Annotated in this window: 16 protein-coding genes and 2 tRNA genes; 2 read left to right on the forward strand and 16 right to left on the reverse strand. The window is 72.1% G+C overall.

Annotation, left to right across the window (positions count from 1 at the left end):
• Nucleotides 1-195 precede the first annotated feature (195 nt).
• Nucleotides 196-268: transfer RNA gene (locus ACIQD7_RS14945), tRNA-Ala, on the reverse strand.
• A gap of 121 nt (nucleotides 269-389) precedes the next feature.
• On the opposite strand from ACIQD7_RS14945, the gene ACIQD7_RS14950 reads away from it, so the two are divergent.
• Complete coding sequence (locus ACIQD7_RS14950) at nucleotides 390-1,703, forward strand: glycosyltransferase 87 family protein (protein WP_402441873.1); 1,314 nt, start codon at nucleotides 390-392, stop codon at nucleotides 1,701-1,703.
• On the opposite strand, the gene ACIQD7_RS14955 is transcribed toward ACIQD7_RS14950, so the two are convergent.
• From ACIQD7_RS14955 to ACIQD7_RS14990, 8 genes are all read right to left on the reverse strand, one after another.
• The gene (locus ACIQD7_RS14955) at nucleotides 1,682-1,915 is read right to left on the reverse strand and encodes a hypothetical protein (RefSeq protein WP_015033559.1); all 234 of its coding nucleotides are present in this window, start codon (nucleotides 1,913-1,915) and stop codon (nucleotides 1,682-1,684) included. The genes ACIQD7_RS14950 and ACIQD7_RS14955 overlap by 22 nt on opposite strands.
• Nucleotides 1,916-2,145: 230 nt before the next feature.
• Nucleotides 2,146-2,218: transfer RNA gene (locus ACIQD7_RS14960), tRNA-Ala, on the reverse strand.
• A gap of 105 nt (nucleotides 2,219-2,323) precedes the next feature.
• Nucleotides 2,324-2,977 carry a histidine phosphatase family protein gene (locus tag ACIQD7_RS14965; protein WP_351969135.1) on the reverse strand — a complete coding sequence of 218 codons (654 nt, stop codon included), beginning with the start codon at nucleotides 2,975-2,977 and terminating at the stop codon, nucleotides 2,324-2,326.
• A complete protein-coding gene (rsfS, locus tag ACIQD7_RS14970; protein ID WP_402441874.1) occupies nucleotides 2,974-3,441 on the reverse strand; it encodes a ribosome silencing factor in 468 nt (155 codons plus the stop codon). The genes ACIQD7_RS14965 and rsfS overlap by 4 nt, the downstream gene beginning before the upstream one ends.
• Nucleotides 3,442-3,524: 83 nt before the next feature.
• Entirely contained in the window at nucleotides 3,525-5,339 is a 1,815-nt protein-coding gene (locus tag ACIQD7_RS14975; protein WP_402441875.1) for an LCP family protein, read from the reverse strand.
• Nucleotides 5,340-5,358: 19 nt separating this feature from the next.
• Complete coding sequence (nadD, locus tag ACIQD7_RS14980; RefSeq protein WP_121829337.1) at nucleotides 5,359-5,979, reverse strand: nicotinate-nucleotide adenylyltransferase; 621 nt, start codon at nucleotides 5,977-5,979, stop codon at nucleotides 5,359-5,361.
• A 51-nt stretch (nucleotides 5,980-6,030) separates the two neighbouring features.
• Nucleotides 6,031-6,192, reverse strand: coding sequence for a hypothetical protein (locus tag ACIQD7_RS14985; protein WP_163013787.1), 162 nt, complete (start codon nucleotides 6,190-6,192; stop codon nucleotides 6,031-6,033).
• 83 nt (nucleotides 6,193-6,275) lie between these two features.
• On the reverse strand, nucleotides 6,276-6,623 hold the full coding sequence (locus ACIQD7_RS14990) for a hypothetical protein (RefSeq protein WP_402442371.1): 348 nt from the start codon (nucleotides 6,621-6,623) through the stop codon (nucleotides 6,276-6,278).
• 128 nt (nucleotides 6,624-6,751) lie between these two features.
• Between ACIQD7_RS14990 and ACIQD7_RS14995 the strand changes: the two genes are divergently transcribed.
• Complete coding sequence (locus tag ACIQD7_RS14995) at nucleotides 6,752-7,930, forward strand: M48 family metallopeptidase (protein ID WP_121829339.1); 1,179 nt, start codon at nucleotides 6,752-6,754, stop codon at nucleotides 7,928-7,930.
• On the opposite strand, the gene ACIQD7_RS15000 is transcribed toward ACIQD7_RS14995, so the two are convergent.
• From ACIQD7_RS15000 to ACIQD7_RS15030, 7 genes are all read right to left on the reverse strand, one after another.
• Nucleotides 7,915-9,000: a hypothetical protein gene (locus ACIQD7_RS15000; protein ID WP_402441876.1), complete on the reverse strand. Its 1,086-nt coding sequence runs from the start codon at nucleotides 8,998-9,000 to the stop codon at nucleotides 7,915-7,917. The two genes, ACIQD7_RS14995 and ACIQD7_RS15000, sit on opposite strands and share 16 nt — an antisense overlap.
• 204 nt (nucleotides 9,001-9,204) lie before the next feature.
• On the reverse strand, nucleotides 9,205-9,765 hold the full coding sequence (locus tag ACIQD7_RS15005) for a hypothetical protein (RefSeq protein ID WP_402441877.1): 561 nt from the start codon (nucleotides 9,763-9,765) through the stop codon (nucleotides 9,205-9,207).
• A 109-nt stretch (nucleotides 9,766-9,874) separates the two neighbouring features.
• Nucleotides 9,875-11,158, reverse strand: coding sequence for a glutamate-5-semialdehyde dehydrogenase (locus ACIQD7_RS15010; protein WP_402441878.1), 1,284 nt, complete (start codon nucleotides 11,156-11,158; stop codon nucleotides 9,875-9,877).
• 166 nt (nucleotides 11,159-11,324) lie between these two features.
• Nucleotides 11,325-11,846, reverse strand: coding sequence for a hypothetical protein (locus tag ACIQD7_RS15015; RefSeq protein WP_053647490.1), 522 nt, complete (start codon nucleotides 11,844-11,846; stop codon nucleotides 11,325-11,327).
• Between the two features lie 228 nt (nucleotides 11,847-12,074).
• On the reverse strand, nucleotides 12,075-13,178 hold the full coding sequence (proB, locus tag ACIQD7_RS15020) for a glutamate 5-kinase (RefSeq protein WP_121829343.1): 1,104 nt from the start codon (nucleotides 13,176-13,178) through the stop codon (nucleotides 12,075-12,077).
• A gap of 124 nt (nucleotides 13,179-13,302) precedes the next feature.
• Nucleotides 13,303-13,815 (reverse strand): GtrA family protein, encoded by a 513-nt coding sequence (locus ACIQD7_RS15025; protein WP_402441879.1) that lies wholly within the window; start codon nucleotides 13,813-13,815, stop codon nucleotides 13,303-13,305.
• Nucleotides 13,815-14,810: a glycosyltransferase family 2 protein gene (locus ACIQD7_RS15030; RefSeq protein ID WP_121829345.1), complete on the reverse strand. Its 996-nt coding sequence runs from the start codon at nucleotides 14,808-14,810 to the stop codon at nucleotides 13,815-13,817. Before ACIQD7_RS15030 ends, ACIQD7_RS15025 begins: the two co-directional genes overlap by 1 nt.
• Between the last annotated feature and the right edge of the window lie 84 nt (nucleotides 14,811-14,894).

Here is a 14,894-nt window from a genome sequence, read left to right on the forward strand (position 1 = left end):
GACGGAATGCTCTGTCACCCGTCGGGACTGGTCAGCGCGGCTCGGTAAGCAGGAGGCGTACGGCACGCATGGCGCCAGGGTACCGCAGCGGCCGCACGGGCCGCACCGGCGTTCCGGGGACCGGGACACGAGAAAGCGGGCCACCCGATCCGGGTGACCCGCTTTCCCCTCCACGAGGCTTCCGTGGAGTTTCTGTGGAGCTAAGGAGAATTGAACTCCTGACCTCCTGCATGCCATGCAGGCGCTCTACCAACTGAGCTATAGCCCCTTGCTTTCCGTCTCCGCTGCGGTTTCCCTCGCGGCGACAGACAGAACATTAACCGGCCCCCGGGCAGATCTCCAAATCGATTCCCGGGGCCCTTCCGGGCCGCCGGGTAGGGTCGCCGACTGTGTCCGTCTCCGTGCTCTCGAAAACCCGTGCCCGGCCGTGGCCCCTGGTCACCGCCGCGGCGGTCTGTCTGCTCTCGTTCGCGGCCTTCTGGGTGGCGCAACGCCTCGCCCACGTGAACATGCTCGACGTGATGGTCTACCGGGCCGAGGGCGAGACGGTCCGGGCGGGCGGCGACCTGTACGCGATGCGCGCCACCTCGGCGAACCTCGGCATGACGTATCCCCCCTTCGCCGCCCTGCTGTTCGTGCCGCTGACCCTGGTGGGCGTCCCGCTGATGCGGACGCTCGCCACCGGGGGGAACCTGCTCCTGGTGGTCGCCCTGGTCCAGCTGTCGGTCCAGCTGGTGCGCCCGTCGCTGTCCCGCGCGGACCTGTGGCGCGCCACGTTCTGGATCGCCGCGGTCGTGGTCTGGTGCGAGCCGGTGTGGACGACCCTGCGGTACGGCCAGATCAACCTGCTCATAGCCGTGGCGGTGCTCTGGGACCTCACCCGGCGCGAGGGCAGCCGCTGGGCCGGCCTCGGCACCGGCCTGGCGACCGCGGTGAAACTCACACCGGGGCTCTTCGTGGTCCTGCTGCTCGTCGCGGGCGTGCTGCTGTGGCGCCGGGACCGGTCCTGGAACCAGTGGCTGCGGACGGCGGCGACGGCGACCGGGGTGTTCCTCGGGACGACGCTGGCCGTGGCCCTCGCACTGCCCGCGGACTCGAAGAGGTTCTGGACGGAGACCCTGTTCGAGACGGGCCGGGTCGGCTTCGCCGAGGAGACCGCCAACCAGTCGATCCGCGGGGTCCTGGCCCGGCTGATGCACACCGACGACCCGGGCATGTGGTGGGCGGTGTCGGCGGCCCTCCTGGGCGGCTTCGCGATGGTCGTGGCGGTACGGGCCGCGCTGCGCGGCGACAAGGCGGTGGCGGTGGTCGTCTGCGCGTTCACGGCGCTGATGATCAGCCCGATCTCGTGGTCCCACCACTGGGTCTGGTGCGTGCCGCTGCTGATCCTGCTCGCGGACCGGGCCACGCACGCGTGGCGGGTGACGGGACCGGTGGCCCTGGTGTTCGCGTCGTTCGCGCTGTGGTGGGTCCCGCACGACCCGGGCCGTCCCGAACTGGACCAGAACGCGGGCCAGATGCTGCTCTCGGCCGTCTATCCGCTGACGACTGCGGCGCTGTTGGCGGGGTACGTACTGGTCCGGCGGAGGCCGCGCGGTGCGGGAACCGGTGCGACGGCGGCGGAACCGCTCCTGGAGGCCGTACCGGAGCAGGAGCGTCCGGTGGCGCCGGAGCGGGAGCGTCAGGCCGTGGCGAAGGAGTAGAACCGCTTGAGGGTGCAGTGCTCGTCGAGGAGCCGGCCGTAGATCGGCTCTCCCTCCAGCTCGCGGTAGGTCTCGATCGGGTCGCCTTTTATGATCAGCGCCCGCGCGCACTCCTCGCACCAGTACTGGAACCCGGGGTTGACGGGGTCCATGTCGCGCACGATGGGCGTGCCGCTGCCGCACCAGTCGCACTTCCGCCTGTGTGCACCCATCAGTCAGCTCCAGCTGTGGCCGCGGGTCGCGCGCCCCGTCGTGCACCTGGTCGTGCACCGACAGGACACCCTGCCGTTGTCGCCGAGCACGTGGGTCACCCTCCCGTCCGGATCCTGTCCCCCTCCGGCCGTCCGATTCTGCCATGGCCCCGCAAGGGGGTCGGCGCACTCGGCACAACGGGACGAAACGACGAATCCCGCCCCCTGATGGGGACGGGATTCGGTGACTGTGGAGCTAAGGAGAATTGAACTCCTGACCTCCTGCATGCCATGCAGGCGCTCTACCAACTGAGCTATAGCCCCTCGTGTTCTTCGCGCTCCGCGCTGCGAACAAGAAGAACTCTAGCCTGTGACCTGCCGGAAAGTGAAATCCGGGTCCGGCGGGCCCGTCACGAGGCTCGGCGGGGCTCAGTCGTCGTCGCCGAGGACCGGCTCGGGCAGCGTGCCGGCGTTGTGCTCCAGCAGGCGCCAGCCGCGCGCACCCTCGCCGAGGACGGACCAGCAGCAGTTCGAGAGCCCGCCCAGGCTCTCCCAGTGCCGGGACTCCAGGCCCAGGAGCCGGCCGATGGTGGTGCGGATGGTGCCGCCGTGACTGACCACGACGAGCGTGCCGTTCTCCGGGAGCTTGTCGGCGTGCTCCAGGACCACGGGGGCGGCCCGGTCGGCCACCTCGGTCTCCAGCTCGCCGCCGCCCCGGCGCACGGGCTCGCCGCGCTTCCACGCGGCGTACTGCTCGCCGTACCGCGCCACGATCTCGTCGTGGGTCAGCCCCTGCCACTCCCCCGCGTACGTCTCGCGCAGCGCGGCGTCGTGGGCGACGTCGTGGCCGGTGAGCGCGGCGAGCTCGGCAGCGGTGGCCGCCGCCCGCTTCAGGTCGGAGGCCACGACGGCGTCCGGCTCGAGCGCGGCGAGCAGCCGTGCGGCCCGGCGCGCCTGGGCGACGCCGGTCTCCGTCAGCTCGATGTCCGTCGAACCCTGGAAGCGGCGCTCCAGGTTCCAGGAGGTCTGGCCGTGGCGCCAGAGGACGATGCGGCGGCCGGTGCCGCCCCTGGTGGTGCTCAGCTCAGCTCACCGTCCGGTCCGTCGGGCAGGCCGGAGGCGTGGCCGACGGTGTCGACGCCGGTCAGGGCGGCGTGCTCGGCACCCTTGCCGCGGGTCTTCAGGGCGTCCTCGGGCAGCTCCAGCTCGGGGCAGTCCTTCCACAGCCGCTCCAGGGCGTAGAAGACCCGCTCCTCGCTGTGCTGGACGTGGACGACGATGTCGACGTAGTCCAGCAGGATCCAGCGCGCGTCGCGGTCGCCCTCGCGGCGGACCGGCTTGGCGCCGAGCTCCTTGAGCAGCCGCTCCTCGATCTCGTCGACGATCGACTTGACCTGGCGGTCGTTGGGCGCGGAGGCGAGCAGGAAGGCGTCGGTGATCGACAGCACGTCGCTGACGTCGTACGCGATGATGTCGTGCGCGAGCCGGTCGGCGGCCGCCTGAGCGGCGGTCTTGACGAGCTCGATGGAACGATCCGTGGCGGTCACAAGCAGGCTTTCGTCGGCGGTCCAGTACCCCTCCAGGGTCTCACGGACCGCCGACGACGCCGTCGGCCTTTTCCGGAGCGCCGCTAGCGGGCCCCCGGAACCTTGTAGTCCCGGCCCAGGACGACGGTGACGGCGGCCGCTCCGGCGGTGTCGCCCTTGCGGACCGAGCCGGCCGGCAGGCCCAGCGTCTTGGCCACCTCGGCGGCCGTCGCCTTCTGGGCGTCGTCGCCGTAGAGGACCTGCGACTTGTCCTGGTCCGGTGCCGTGGCGGCGCCCACGATGGCGTAGCCGCCGTTGGCGAGCACGATCCGGGCCGCCTCGGTGGCGTTCTTGCCGGAGCCGTCCCGCAGGGAGACCCGGGTGATCCCGTCCGCCTCGGGGGCGGTGACCTTGCCGCCGAGGATGTCCTTCACGACGCTGTCGCTCGCGCCGCCGGTCAGCGCGCCGTCCTCCTCCACCGGGAGCAGGGCCGTCTTGTAGGCGCCGAGCTTGGCGTGCTCGGCGAGCTTGGCCAGGGAGGCGCCGAGGTCCTTCTCCGGTAGCGAGGGGTCGAGGATCTGCTGGAGGGTCTCGATGGTGACCGTGGCGGCCGCGGGGTCGTCGGAGATCTTCCGCAGCACCCCGTACAGGACCTGGCCGAAGCGCTGGAGCTGCTTGGCGTCGGCCTCGCCGGGGGCCCGGTAGGTGGCGTAGGCGACCGCGGCGCGGCCGTTCAGCGTCTGCTTCTCGCCCTTCCTGACGAGCGGCTCGGCGCCGTCCTTGGGGGCGGGCACGTCGGTGTCGGTGTCGGTCTCGATGCCGCTGACGACCTCGACGAGGTTCTCCAGGTACGGGGTGTCCAGGCGCCAGGTCCCGGTGATCTTCGCGCCGAGGAGGTTGCCGATCGACTCCCGGGTGCCGCTGGAGCCGTCGTCCTCGACCGACTTGCCGAGGGTGGTCGCGGAGCCCTCGGCGTCGGCGACGACGACGGAGTTGGGGAGCAGGACCGTGGTGCCCTGGCGGGTGGTCGCGTTCTCCACGAGCAGGGCGGTGGAGGTGCCGCCGTTCGTGGTGTCGTGGAGGTGGACCACGATGGTGTCGCGCTTCTGGGGACCGGTCGCGGTGGCCCCCTTCCGCTCCGGGGCGGAGGTGCCGGGGAGCAGGCCGGCGGACCACAGGTAGCCGACGCCGCCGACGACGGCGAGCACGAGGACGACGACGAGCGCGACGATCCGGTTGCGCCCCCGGCGCCTGGCCTCCTCGCGTCGCTCCGAACGGCTCTCGATGAACTTGAGCCAGTCGATGACGTCCTCGGAGTCCTCGTCGGGCTCCTCGATGAACGAGAACTGCTCGGTGCGGTACTCGCGGTCGTCGCCGTCCGTACGGGACGGAGCAGGGCGCCCGGAGGCCGGCCGGTCGAAGGCGGACCGCTCGGAGGCGGGCCGCTGGCCGGGGACGCCGGGCGGGGCGGCGACGGGCGCGGCCGGGGCCTCGGGGACCGGCCGGACGGGCTCGGGCCGGGACTGGGCCTGCGGCTGCGGGGCCTGCGGCTGCTGCACCTGGGGCTGGACGGCCCACTCCTGCCCGGTGTCGTACTGCCCGCCCGTGTCGTACCGCTGCCCCGTGTCGTACTGCCGACCGGTGTCGTAGGAGGGGTAGGCGTAGCCCTGCTGCCCGTACGGGTCGTACGGGGACTGCGCCTGCGGCTGCTGCTCCTGGGACGGCTGCTGCTGGGCATAGGGGTCGTAGCCGTACGCCTGCTGCGACGGCTGTTGCTGCTGACCGCCGTACGGGTCGTAGTGCTGCGCGGGCTGCTGCTGCGCCTGCGGCTGCTGGTACACCGGCTGCCCGTACTCGTCGTAGCCGATGATCTGCGGCTGCGGTCGGTACGGATCGTACGGGTGCTGCTGGTCGTTCACCGGTGCCCCTCCCCGAAGCTCACTCGCCGCGGTACAACTGGCGCTTGTCGATGTAGCGCACCACGCCGTCCGGGACCAGATACCAGACGGGGTCCCCCTTCGCGACCCTCGCCCGGCAGTCGGTGGAGGAGATGGCGAGCGCGGGGATCTCGACGAGCGAGACCCCGCCCTTGGGCAGGCCGTCGTCGGTGAGGTCGTGGCCGGGGCGGGTGACGCCGATGAAGTGGGCGAGCGAGAAGAGTTCCTCCGCGTCGCGCCAGGTGAGGATCTGCGACAGCGCGTCGGCCCCGGTGATGAAGAAGAGGTCCGAGTCGCCGTTGAGGGAGTGCAGGTCCCTCAGGGTGTCGATGGTGTAGGTCGCGCCGCCGCGGTCGATGTCGATCCGGCTGACCGAGAACTGCGGGTTGGACGCCGTGGCGATGACCGTCATCAGATAGCGGTCCTCGGGCGCGGACACGGCCTTGTGGCTCTTCTGCCACGGCTGCCCGGTCGGCACGAACACCACCTCGTCCAGGTGGAACAGGGCGGCGACCTCGCTGGCCGCCACCAGGTGTCCGTGGTGGATCGGGTCGAAGGTTCCGCCCATCACACCGAGTCGGCGCTTGCCGCGCCCGCCAGTAGGCACTTCCTGCTCTCCCATGCGTGCAGAGCCTACTGGCACGGCAGCGGCCGCCGGATCAGCGGTGTCGGTTCAGCGGTCGCGGTTGAAGCGGGTGGTGATCCACAGCAGCAGCATGAGGGCACCGAAGGCGCCGAAGCCGGTGAGGTAGGGGCTGAGGCTTTCGTGGTTGCCGCCGTGCTCGGCGCCCTCGGCGAGGGTGACCAGGTGGGCGGCGGCGCTGTGGAGGCTCATCTTCGGCAGACCTATCGATCGGGGATGGGAGCGGAGACTTCGCGCACATCGTATGCGGGCCGTCCGGAGGCGCTCACGCCGACTCAGGCGTTCGCGTCGCGCTCCGCGTTGCCGTCCGCCCGGCCGGTACCACCCGGCACACCGGCACCGTCCGCCCCGTCGGCACCGTCCGCCCCGTCGGCACCACCCGTACCGCTCGCGCCGTCCGTACTGTCCGTACCGCCCGCACCGCTCGCGCCCGGCGCGTCACCCGAGCCACCCGCGTCACCCTCGTCGTCCGTGCGGTAGCCGCGCAGCAGGAACCAGGCGAGCAGGACTCCGCCCACGAGCGAGGCGAGCAGCACGATCCGGAGCGTGTCGCCGAGGCCCTGGCCCGCGGGGGCGGCGAGCAGCGCGGCAGCGGCGTCGGCGGTGGCGGCGGTGTCCGGCATGTCGGTCGTGCCCTTCGGTCGTCCTCGGTGCCCGAGTTATCCACAGGCCCCGCCACACGGTAGCGCCAGCACCTAGGCTGGGTGCAGTCAGGGGGACGAGCACCGACTCGTACGAACAGGGGGCATCCATGACCGAGAACGACCACGGGAGCGCGCCGAGCAGGCAGCGGCGGCGGTTCCCCGGCATCTCCTCGCGGGCCTACGAGCATCCGGCCGACCGCTCGGCGCTGGTGGCGCTGCGCAAGCTCAGCGGCTTCGACACGGCCTTCAAGGCGCTCAGCGGGCTGCTGCCGGAGCGCAGTCTGCGACTCCTCTACCTCTCGGACTCCGTCCGGGTGAGCGACGCGCAGTTCAGCCACCTCAACGACATGCTGCGGGACGCCTGTTACATCCTGGACCTGGAGAAGGTCCCGCCGATGTACGTGACGCAGGACCCGAAGCCCAACGCGATGTGCATCGGCCTGGACGAGCCGATCATCGTGCTCACCACCGGTCTGGTGGAGCTGCTCGACGAGGAGGAGATGCGGGCGGTCGTCGGCCACGAGGTCGGACACGCCCTCTCCGGGCACGCCGTGTACCGCACGGTCCTGCTGTTCCTCACCAACCTGGCGCTCAAGATCGCGTGGATCCCGCTGGGGACGGTCGCGATCACGGCCATCGTGACGGCGCTGCGCGAGTGGTTCCGCAAGTCGGAGCTCTCCGCCGACCGAGCAGGGCTCCTCGTCGGGCAGGACGTGCGGGCCTCGATGCGCGGCCTGATGAAGATCGCCGGAGGCAACCACCTGCACGAGATGAACGTGGACGCGTTCCTCGCCCAGGCCGACGAGTACGAGAAGGCCGGGGACCTGCGGGACTCGGTCCTGAAGATCCTCAACGTGCTGCCGCGCTCGCACCCCTTCACCGCCGTCCGCGCGGCGGAGCTGAAGAAGTGGTCGGAGAGCCGCGACTTCCAGCGGATCATGGACGGGCACTACCCGAAGCGCTCGGAGGACAAGGACGCCTCGGTCTCGGACTCCTTCCGCGAGTCGGCGGGGCACTACGCCGAGACCGTGCGGACCAGCAAGGATCCCCTCTTCAAGCTGGTCGGGGACATAGCCGGCGGCGCCGGTGACCTGGCGGGCGACCTGGGCGGCCGGCTGCGCAACCGGTTCGGCGGCCAGGGTTCCCCGAAGACGGACGGCGGCGCGGCCGGGGACGGCGGGGCGACCGGGGGCAAGGCCTCGGGCGGCAAGGACTCCGGCGGCAGGGCCTCGGCCGGGGACGACGACGCGCGGGGCGACGCCGGGGACGGTCAGAGCGAGGGCTGAGCCTTCGGCGCCAGCGCTCCGCACAGCGAGGGGGCGGCGGGCCGGTCGGTGGCGTACGGGTCGGTGACCGCCGGGCCGCCGTCCGCCCCGGGGGCCCGCGCTCCCGCCAGGAGCGGCTTCAGGGCGCCCGTGGTGTCCGCGTCGCAGGCCTGCGGTCCGGCCTCCGAGGTGCTGCTCAGGAGTTCGGCGCGGTGCGCCCGCAGGTCCTCGCGGTCGAAGCGGAAGTGCACCACGCGGTGGACGGTGAAGAGGGACGCCGTGGCGACAGGACCGGTGCCCCGGACGGCCGGGCGGAGCGCGTAGGTGTACGTGTGGTCCGCCGTGACGTCCAGGGTGTCGGGCCCGGTCTCCTCGAAGCGGAGGGTGCCCCGCACCCGGGCGGCGGGGTCCGCGAGGGCGACCTCCTGCGGGTCGAAGCGGACGAGCCAGGCGGCGGGGGCGTGCCGGCCGTCGTCGGCGGGCGACTCGACGCTCCGGTCGAACTGTTCCAGCTGGTCGGGGTCGAGCAGCAGGCGTACGGGCCGCACGGTGGCCCCGGTCAGGACGTCGGGCTCCAGGGAGGAGGCCACCAGGTAGTCCTTGGCGATGCCGAGGGCGGCGACGACCTGGCTCTCGGCGAAGTGCATGGTGCGCCCGGCGACCGGCAGGTCGATGCCGGCGGCCCCGGCGCGGTACTCGGCGGCCGGGCTGTGGGCGAAGAGCCGCGCGGGCTCGCCGCCGGGGACCGGGTCCCGGGGGGCGAGCCGGACCACGGTGGTCCGCAGGGGTTCGGCGCGCTGGTCGACGGGGGGCTGGTAGGGGTTGCGGACGCCCAGGTAGATGGCGGTGCCGAAGGCGAGGAGGACCAGCAGGACCAGCAGGACGGCCTGGCGGGAGCCGCTCCGGACCGTCCCGGAGGGGAGGCTGCGGACGGCCTGGGCGTGCTCGCCCATCCGTTCCCGGGCGGAGAACTCCTGGAGGCGGGCAGCACGGACGAACGCCTCGTCGAAGACGACGGATCGGTACTCGTCCTCACCACCGCCGGGGAACCCCTCGGGCATCCCCTCAGGCGGGTCGCCACGCCCTGCCATACCTTCAGGGTAGGTCTGCGGGGGCTTCGGTAAACGCCCAGGTACACGACAAGTTCCGAAGAATTCCGCCATCGGGGCGGCGGGGGCCCGAGACGGCCCCGGCACGCTCCCGGTTCGGGACCGGTTCGGAGACGGTTCAGGTCCTATTCGGGTCCGAACCGGATCCGATTCGGGTCCGATTCGGGTCCGGGAGGCCGGTGGGGGCTATCCGGGGGACGTGGAGCGTCCGACGGGGGCGTGGGCCGCCGGCGGGGCCGGGTTCGGGCTCGGCGCGTCGACCCCGGTGGTGGCCGGCGGCGGGACCTGGTCCTGGCGGTTGGCGGAGGCGCCCCGGTAGACGGCGCTGAAGGCGAGGGCGACCATGCCGACCCCCATGACGAGGGCGAGGACCCAGGCGACGGGCCGGTGCCAGCGGGCGCTGCCCCGGTAGGGGCGCAGGGCGCCGCCGTGGGGGCCGTAGGGGCTGTCGTCGTCGCCGATGTCGTCGGGCTCGTAGGTGAGCCCCAACGGGTCGTGGCCGTCCCCGTAGGGGTCGTCGTCGGCCGGTCCGCCGCCCGCGCGGGCGCGGGCCGCCTCGGCCTCGGCACGGGCCTGGGCGGCGGCGAGGAGCCGCTCGATCGCGGTCGGCTCGTGGACGGTGGCGGCCCGGACGAACTCCTCGTCGAAGACCACGGCGGCGTGGACCTCGTCAGCGCCTCCGCGGTCGACAGAGTCCTCGGGGTCTCCGCCGTTCTGGAACGGCCTGTCCCCCACGTCGTCCGGCACGGAATCAGAGTAGACCCGGGAGGGGGTTTTGGGCAGGGAGAGTGCGAACCCTCCCCGTCCGTACCGAAAGACCGTCGTACCGAAGACCGGCCCGTACCGGGAGGGGGTGTTACCGCACGTGACCGTCGCCGGTGACGATGTACTTGGTCGAGGTCAGCTCGGGAAGGCCCATGGGGCCCCGGGCGTGCAGCTTCTGGGTGGAGATGCCGATCTCGGCGCCGAAGCCGAACTGGCCGCCGTCCGTGAAGCGGGTGGAGGCGTTCACGGCGACCGTGGTGGAGTCGACCAGCTGGGTGAAGCGGCGGGCCGCGGCCTGCGAGGTGGTGACGATCGCCTCGGTGTGACCGGAGGACCACGTCCGGATGTGCTCGACGGCCTGGTCCAGGGAGTCGACGACGGCGGCGGCGATGTCGTACGAGAGGTACTCGGTCTCCCAGTCCTCCGGGGTGGCCGGGACGACGGTGGCCTTGGAGCCCTCGGCGAGGGCGAGGGTCCGCTCGTCGGCGTGGACGGTGACGCCGGCCTCGGCGAGGGCGTCGAGGGCCCGGGGCAGGAAGGCCTCGGCGACGTCCTGGTGGACGAGGAGGGTCTCGGCGGCGTTGCAGACGCTGACCCGGTGGGCCTTGGAGTTGATCAGGACGTCCACGGCCATGTCGAGGTCGGTGTCGGCGTCGACGTAGACGTGGCAGTTGCCGGTGCCGGTCTCGATGACCGGGACGGTGGACTCCTCGACGACGGTCCTGATCAGGGAGGCGCCGCCGCGCGGGATGAGGACGTCGACGAGGCCGCGGGCGCGCATCAGCTCGCGGACCGACTCGCGGGACTCGCCGGGGACGAGCTGGATCGCGTCGGCGGGCAGTCCGGCGCCCCCGACGGCGTCGCGCAGCACGGTCACCAGGGCGGTGTTGGAGGCGTACGCGGAGGAGGAGCCGCGGAGGAGGACGGCGTTGCCGGACTTGAGGCAGAGGGCGGCGGCGTCGACGGTGACGTTCGGGCGGGCCTCGTAGATGATGCCGACGACGCCGAGGGGGACGCGGACCTGGCGCAGGTCGATGCCGTTGGGGAGGGTCGAGCCCCGGACGACCTCGCCGACGGGGTCGGGCAGCGCGGCCACGTCGCGGACGTCGGCGGCGATGGCCCGGACGCGCTCCGGGGTGAGGGTGAGCCGGTCGACGATGGCCTCGCTGGTCCCGGCCTCGCGGGCCTCGGCGATGTCCACGGCGTTGGCCTCGACGATCTCGGCGGTGCGCACTTCGAGGGCGTCCGCGATCGCGAGGAGGGCCTCGTCCTTGACCGCGCGCGGGAGTGGCGCGATTTCGGCGGCGGCGCCACGGGCCAGGCGGGCGGCCCGGGTGACCGGGGAGAGGTTGTCGAGGGGCGTGAGCGAGGTCATGTCCGCAGGGTACTGGCACCCCCGCGGACATCCCTCACGTATCCCGCACTCCGAGACGTACCCCTGGACACGTCCTGGGGCGTATCCCTGGGCACGTCCCGGGACGTGTCCCCGGACGCGTCCGGGGGCACATCGCGGTCGTCGTCGTTCCCGGCGGGTCCGCCCCTCAGTAGGGGTGGACGCCGACCGGGGCGGCGGGCGGCGGGCCGTAGCCCTCCGCGATCCGCTGGTGGTAGGTCTCGCGGTCGATGACCTCCAGACCCACGATCTCCCAGGGCGGCAGCTTGGCGGTCTGCCGGTGCTCGCCCCACAGGCGCAGGGCGACGGCCGCCGCGTCGTGCAGGTCGCGGGCCTCCTCCCAGTACCGGATCTCGGCGTGATCGTTGGCGTAACGGCTGGTCAGCAGGAAGGGGTGGTCGTGGGCCAGCTGTTCCAGCCCCCGGCGCACCTCCTTCAGCGGCGACTCCACGCCCGACACGCTGAGGGTGATGTGCCAGAGCTTGGACACGGGCCGCTCCTCGGCGCGTGCCTCCCGTGTCTCGCGTACCTCGCGTGTGTCGGTGGTGGTCTCGGTCTTCCTGTCCGTGGACCTGTCCCGTGCCTCGTCGAAGTCGGCTCCGGCCTCGACACTGGTCAGGGCGCGTTCGGCAGTCCCACGGGGCGGCGCCCCTGGGCGCGCTCGTCTCACCGGCGGCCTCCTGTGTGATGCGTGTGGTGCTGTACCCCGCCTTGCTCTTAACCCCCGGGACAAAGTTGACCAGTCCGAGGGGGTACTTGGGGCGGTTTTGGTGAACGTCCCTTCCGGATGGCCGCAGTTTCAGCCGTTTCGGCGGGTGGTGTTCGACGGATGGCGTACGGTGCCCGGCGTGCGGCCGGTGACGCGTCCGGCACGGGACGCGTACGGCCGGTGACGCGTTCAGGCGATGACCACCAGGTCGTCGCGGTGGACGATCTCGCGCTCGTACTCCGGGCCCAGTTCCTTGGCGAGCTCGTGGGTGGAGCGGCCGAGCATCCGGGGGATCTCCTTGGCGTCGAAGTTGACGAGGCCGCGGGCGACGGCCCGGCCGGCGGCGTCGCGCAGCTCGACCGGGTCACCGGCCACGAAGTCGCCCTCGACGCCCGCGAGACCGGCCGCGAGCAGGGACTTCTTGCCCTCGACGACGGCGCGGACGGCCCCGTCGTCGAGGGTGAGGGAGCCCTGCGGGGTGGAGGCGTGGGCGAGCCAGAGGAGCCGGTCGGCGGAGCGGCGGCCGGTGCGGTGGAAGTACGTGCCGGTGTCCCGGCCGGCGAGGGCGTCGGCGGCGCGGCTCGCGGAGGTGAGGACGACGGGGATGCCGGCGGCGGCGGCGATCCGGGCCGCCTCGACCTTGGTGACCATGCCGCCGGTGCCGACGCCCGCCTTGCCGGCCGAGCCGATCTCGACGTGGGCGATGTCCTCGGGGCCCGCGACCTCGGCGATCCTCGACGTGCCGGGCTTGGACGGGTCGCCGTCGTAGAGCCCGTCGACGTCGGAGAGCAGCACGAGCAGGTCGGCGCGGACGAGGTGGGCGACGAGGGCGGCGAGCCGGTCGTTGTCGCCGAAGCGGATCTCGTCGGTGGCGACGGTGTCGTTCTCGTTGACGACGGGCAGCGCGCCCATGGTGAGGAGCTGGTCCAGGGTCCGGTACGCGTTGCGGTAGTGGGCGCGCCGGCTGGTGTCGTCGGTGGTGAGGAGGACCTGGCCGACGCGGACGCCGTAGCGGGCGAAGGAGGCGGTGTAGCGGGCGACGAGCAGGCCCTGGCCGACGCTGGCGGCGGCCTGCTGGCGGGCCAGGTCCTTGGGGCGGCGGGTGAGGCCGAGCGGGGCGAGGCCCGCGGCGATGGCGCCGGAGGAGACGAGGACGATCTCCTTCTCGCCGCCGCTGCGGACCTTGGCGAGCACGTCCACGAGGGCGTCGACCCGGTCGGCGTCGAGGCCTCCGGAGGCGGTGGTGAGGGAGGAGGAGCCGACCTTGACGACGATCCTGCGGGCCTCCGTCACGTACTGCCTCGACACGTGCTGCCTCGACCTGTCCGTCTGACCCGTCACCTGCGTCGTCACCTGCGTCGTCCTCACTCGGCCGTTCCTGCGCGCCGCGCGCTCGACGCCGCGGCTGCCAGGCAATCTACGCGAGCCGGGAGGGCTGCCGCTCGTCCGTTTCGCTCCCCGGACCGGCCGCGCCGGGGCCCCGGCCGGTGCCGCGGGGCACCAGGATCCGCTGGGAGATCAGATAGGTGAAGGGGATCGCGACGACGGCCGCCACGAGTGGCGCGATCCGGTCGTCCATTCCGGCCCAGGTGACGAGCGCGTACAGGCCGACGCTCTGCACCAGGTAGTTGGTGACGTTGGTGAGGGGGAAGAGGGCGAACTTCTTCCAGGTGGGGCGGGTGCGGTAGGTGAAGTAGGTGTTGAGGAAGAAGGAGCCGACCATGCTGAGGAGGAAGGCGAGGGAGTACGCGGCGAAGTACGGCATCCACGGGTGGAGGAGCAGGTAACAGCCGAAGAACGTGCCGGTGTTGACGCCGCCGACCAGGGCGAAGCGGAAGATCTCCGCGAGCCGCGCCCGCCGTCCCTGCCCGCGCGCCTTCTCCTGCGTCTGCCCCGCAGGGCCGGCCCCCCCGTTCCGGCCCGCCCCCATCAGCGCTCCCTCTCCGCCGTGGTGACCCGGATGCGTTCGGCGGCGGCGCGTTCGGCGGCCGCGCGGCCGAAGGAGCGGTGGGTCTCCTTCACGAGGAAGTGCGGCCGGCGCTTGGTCTCGTAGTAGATGCGCCCGATGTACTCGCCGATCAGCCCCAGCATGACCATCTGCACGCCCCCGAGCCCCACGATGATCGCGACCAGGGTGACGTAACCGGGGGCGGTGACGCCCTGGGAGAGGGCGGCGGCCGTCACCCAGACCGCGTACACGGCGGCGAGTCCGGTCAGCATCAGGCCGAGCCAGAGGGCGATGCGCAGCGGACGGTTGTTGAAGGAGATCAGCCCGTCCATGCCGTAGTTGACCAGGGAGCTGAACTTCCACTTCGTCTCGCCGGCCTCGCGCGCGGCGTTCTGGTAGTCGAAGGTGACGGTGTCGAAGCCGATCCAGGAGAACAGCCCCTTGGAGAAGCGGTTGTACTCGGGCAGTGACAGCAGGGCGTCGACGGCGGGGCGGGAGAGCAGCCGGAAGTCCCCGACGCCGTCGGTGAGTTCCACGTCCACCCAGCGGTTGACGGCCCGGTAGTAGACGCGGCTGAGGGCGGTGCGGACCTTCTTGTCCCCGTCGCGGGTGCGCCGCGCCATCACCTGGTCGTGGCCCTGGTGGTAGAGGTCCAGCATCCGTCCGAGCAGCTCGGGCGGGTGCTGGAGGTCGGCGTCCATGATGACCACGGCGTCGCCCGCGGACTTGCGCAGGCCCGCGAGCATGGCGGCCTCCTTGCCGAAGTTGCGGCTGAAGGAGGCGTACTGGGTGCGGTGCGGGTGCCGGGCGGCGATCTCCCGGAGCTTGCCCAGCGTTCCGTCGGAGCTTCCGTCGTCCACGTAACAGATCTCGTAGCCGACCGGGAGGGCGTCGAGCACCTGGCGCATCCGCGCGTCGAACCGCTCGACGACGTCCTCCTCGTTGAAGCAGGGGACGACGACGGAAAGCCTGGTCATGGAACGGTCACTCCAGAGGGATGGGCAAGCGTACGTCCTGAAGGACCACCACCGAACTCGCCTTCGAGCAGCGGGGCCACGGTA

The sequence above is a fragment of the Streptomyces sp. NPDC093071 genome, from assembly GCF_044754545.1.
GTDB lineage: Bacteria > Actinomycetota > Actinomycetes > Streptomycetales > Streptomycetaceae > Streptomyces.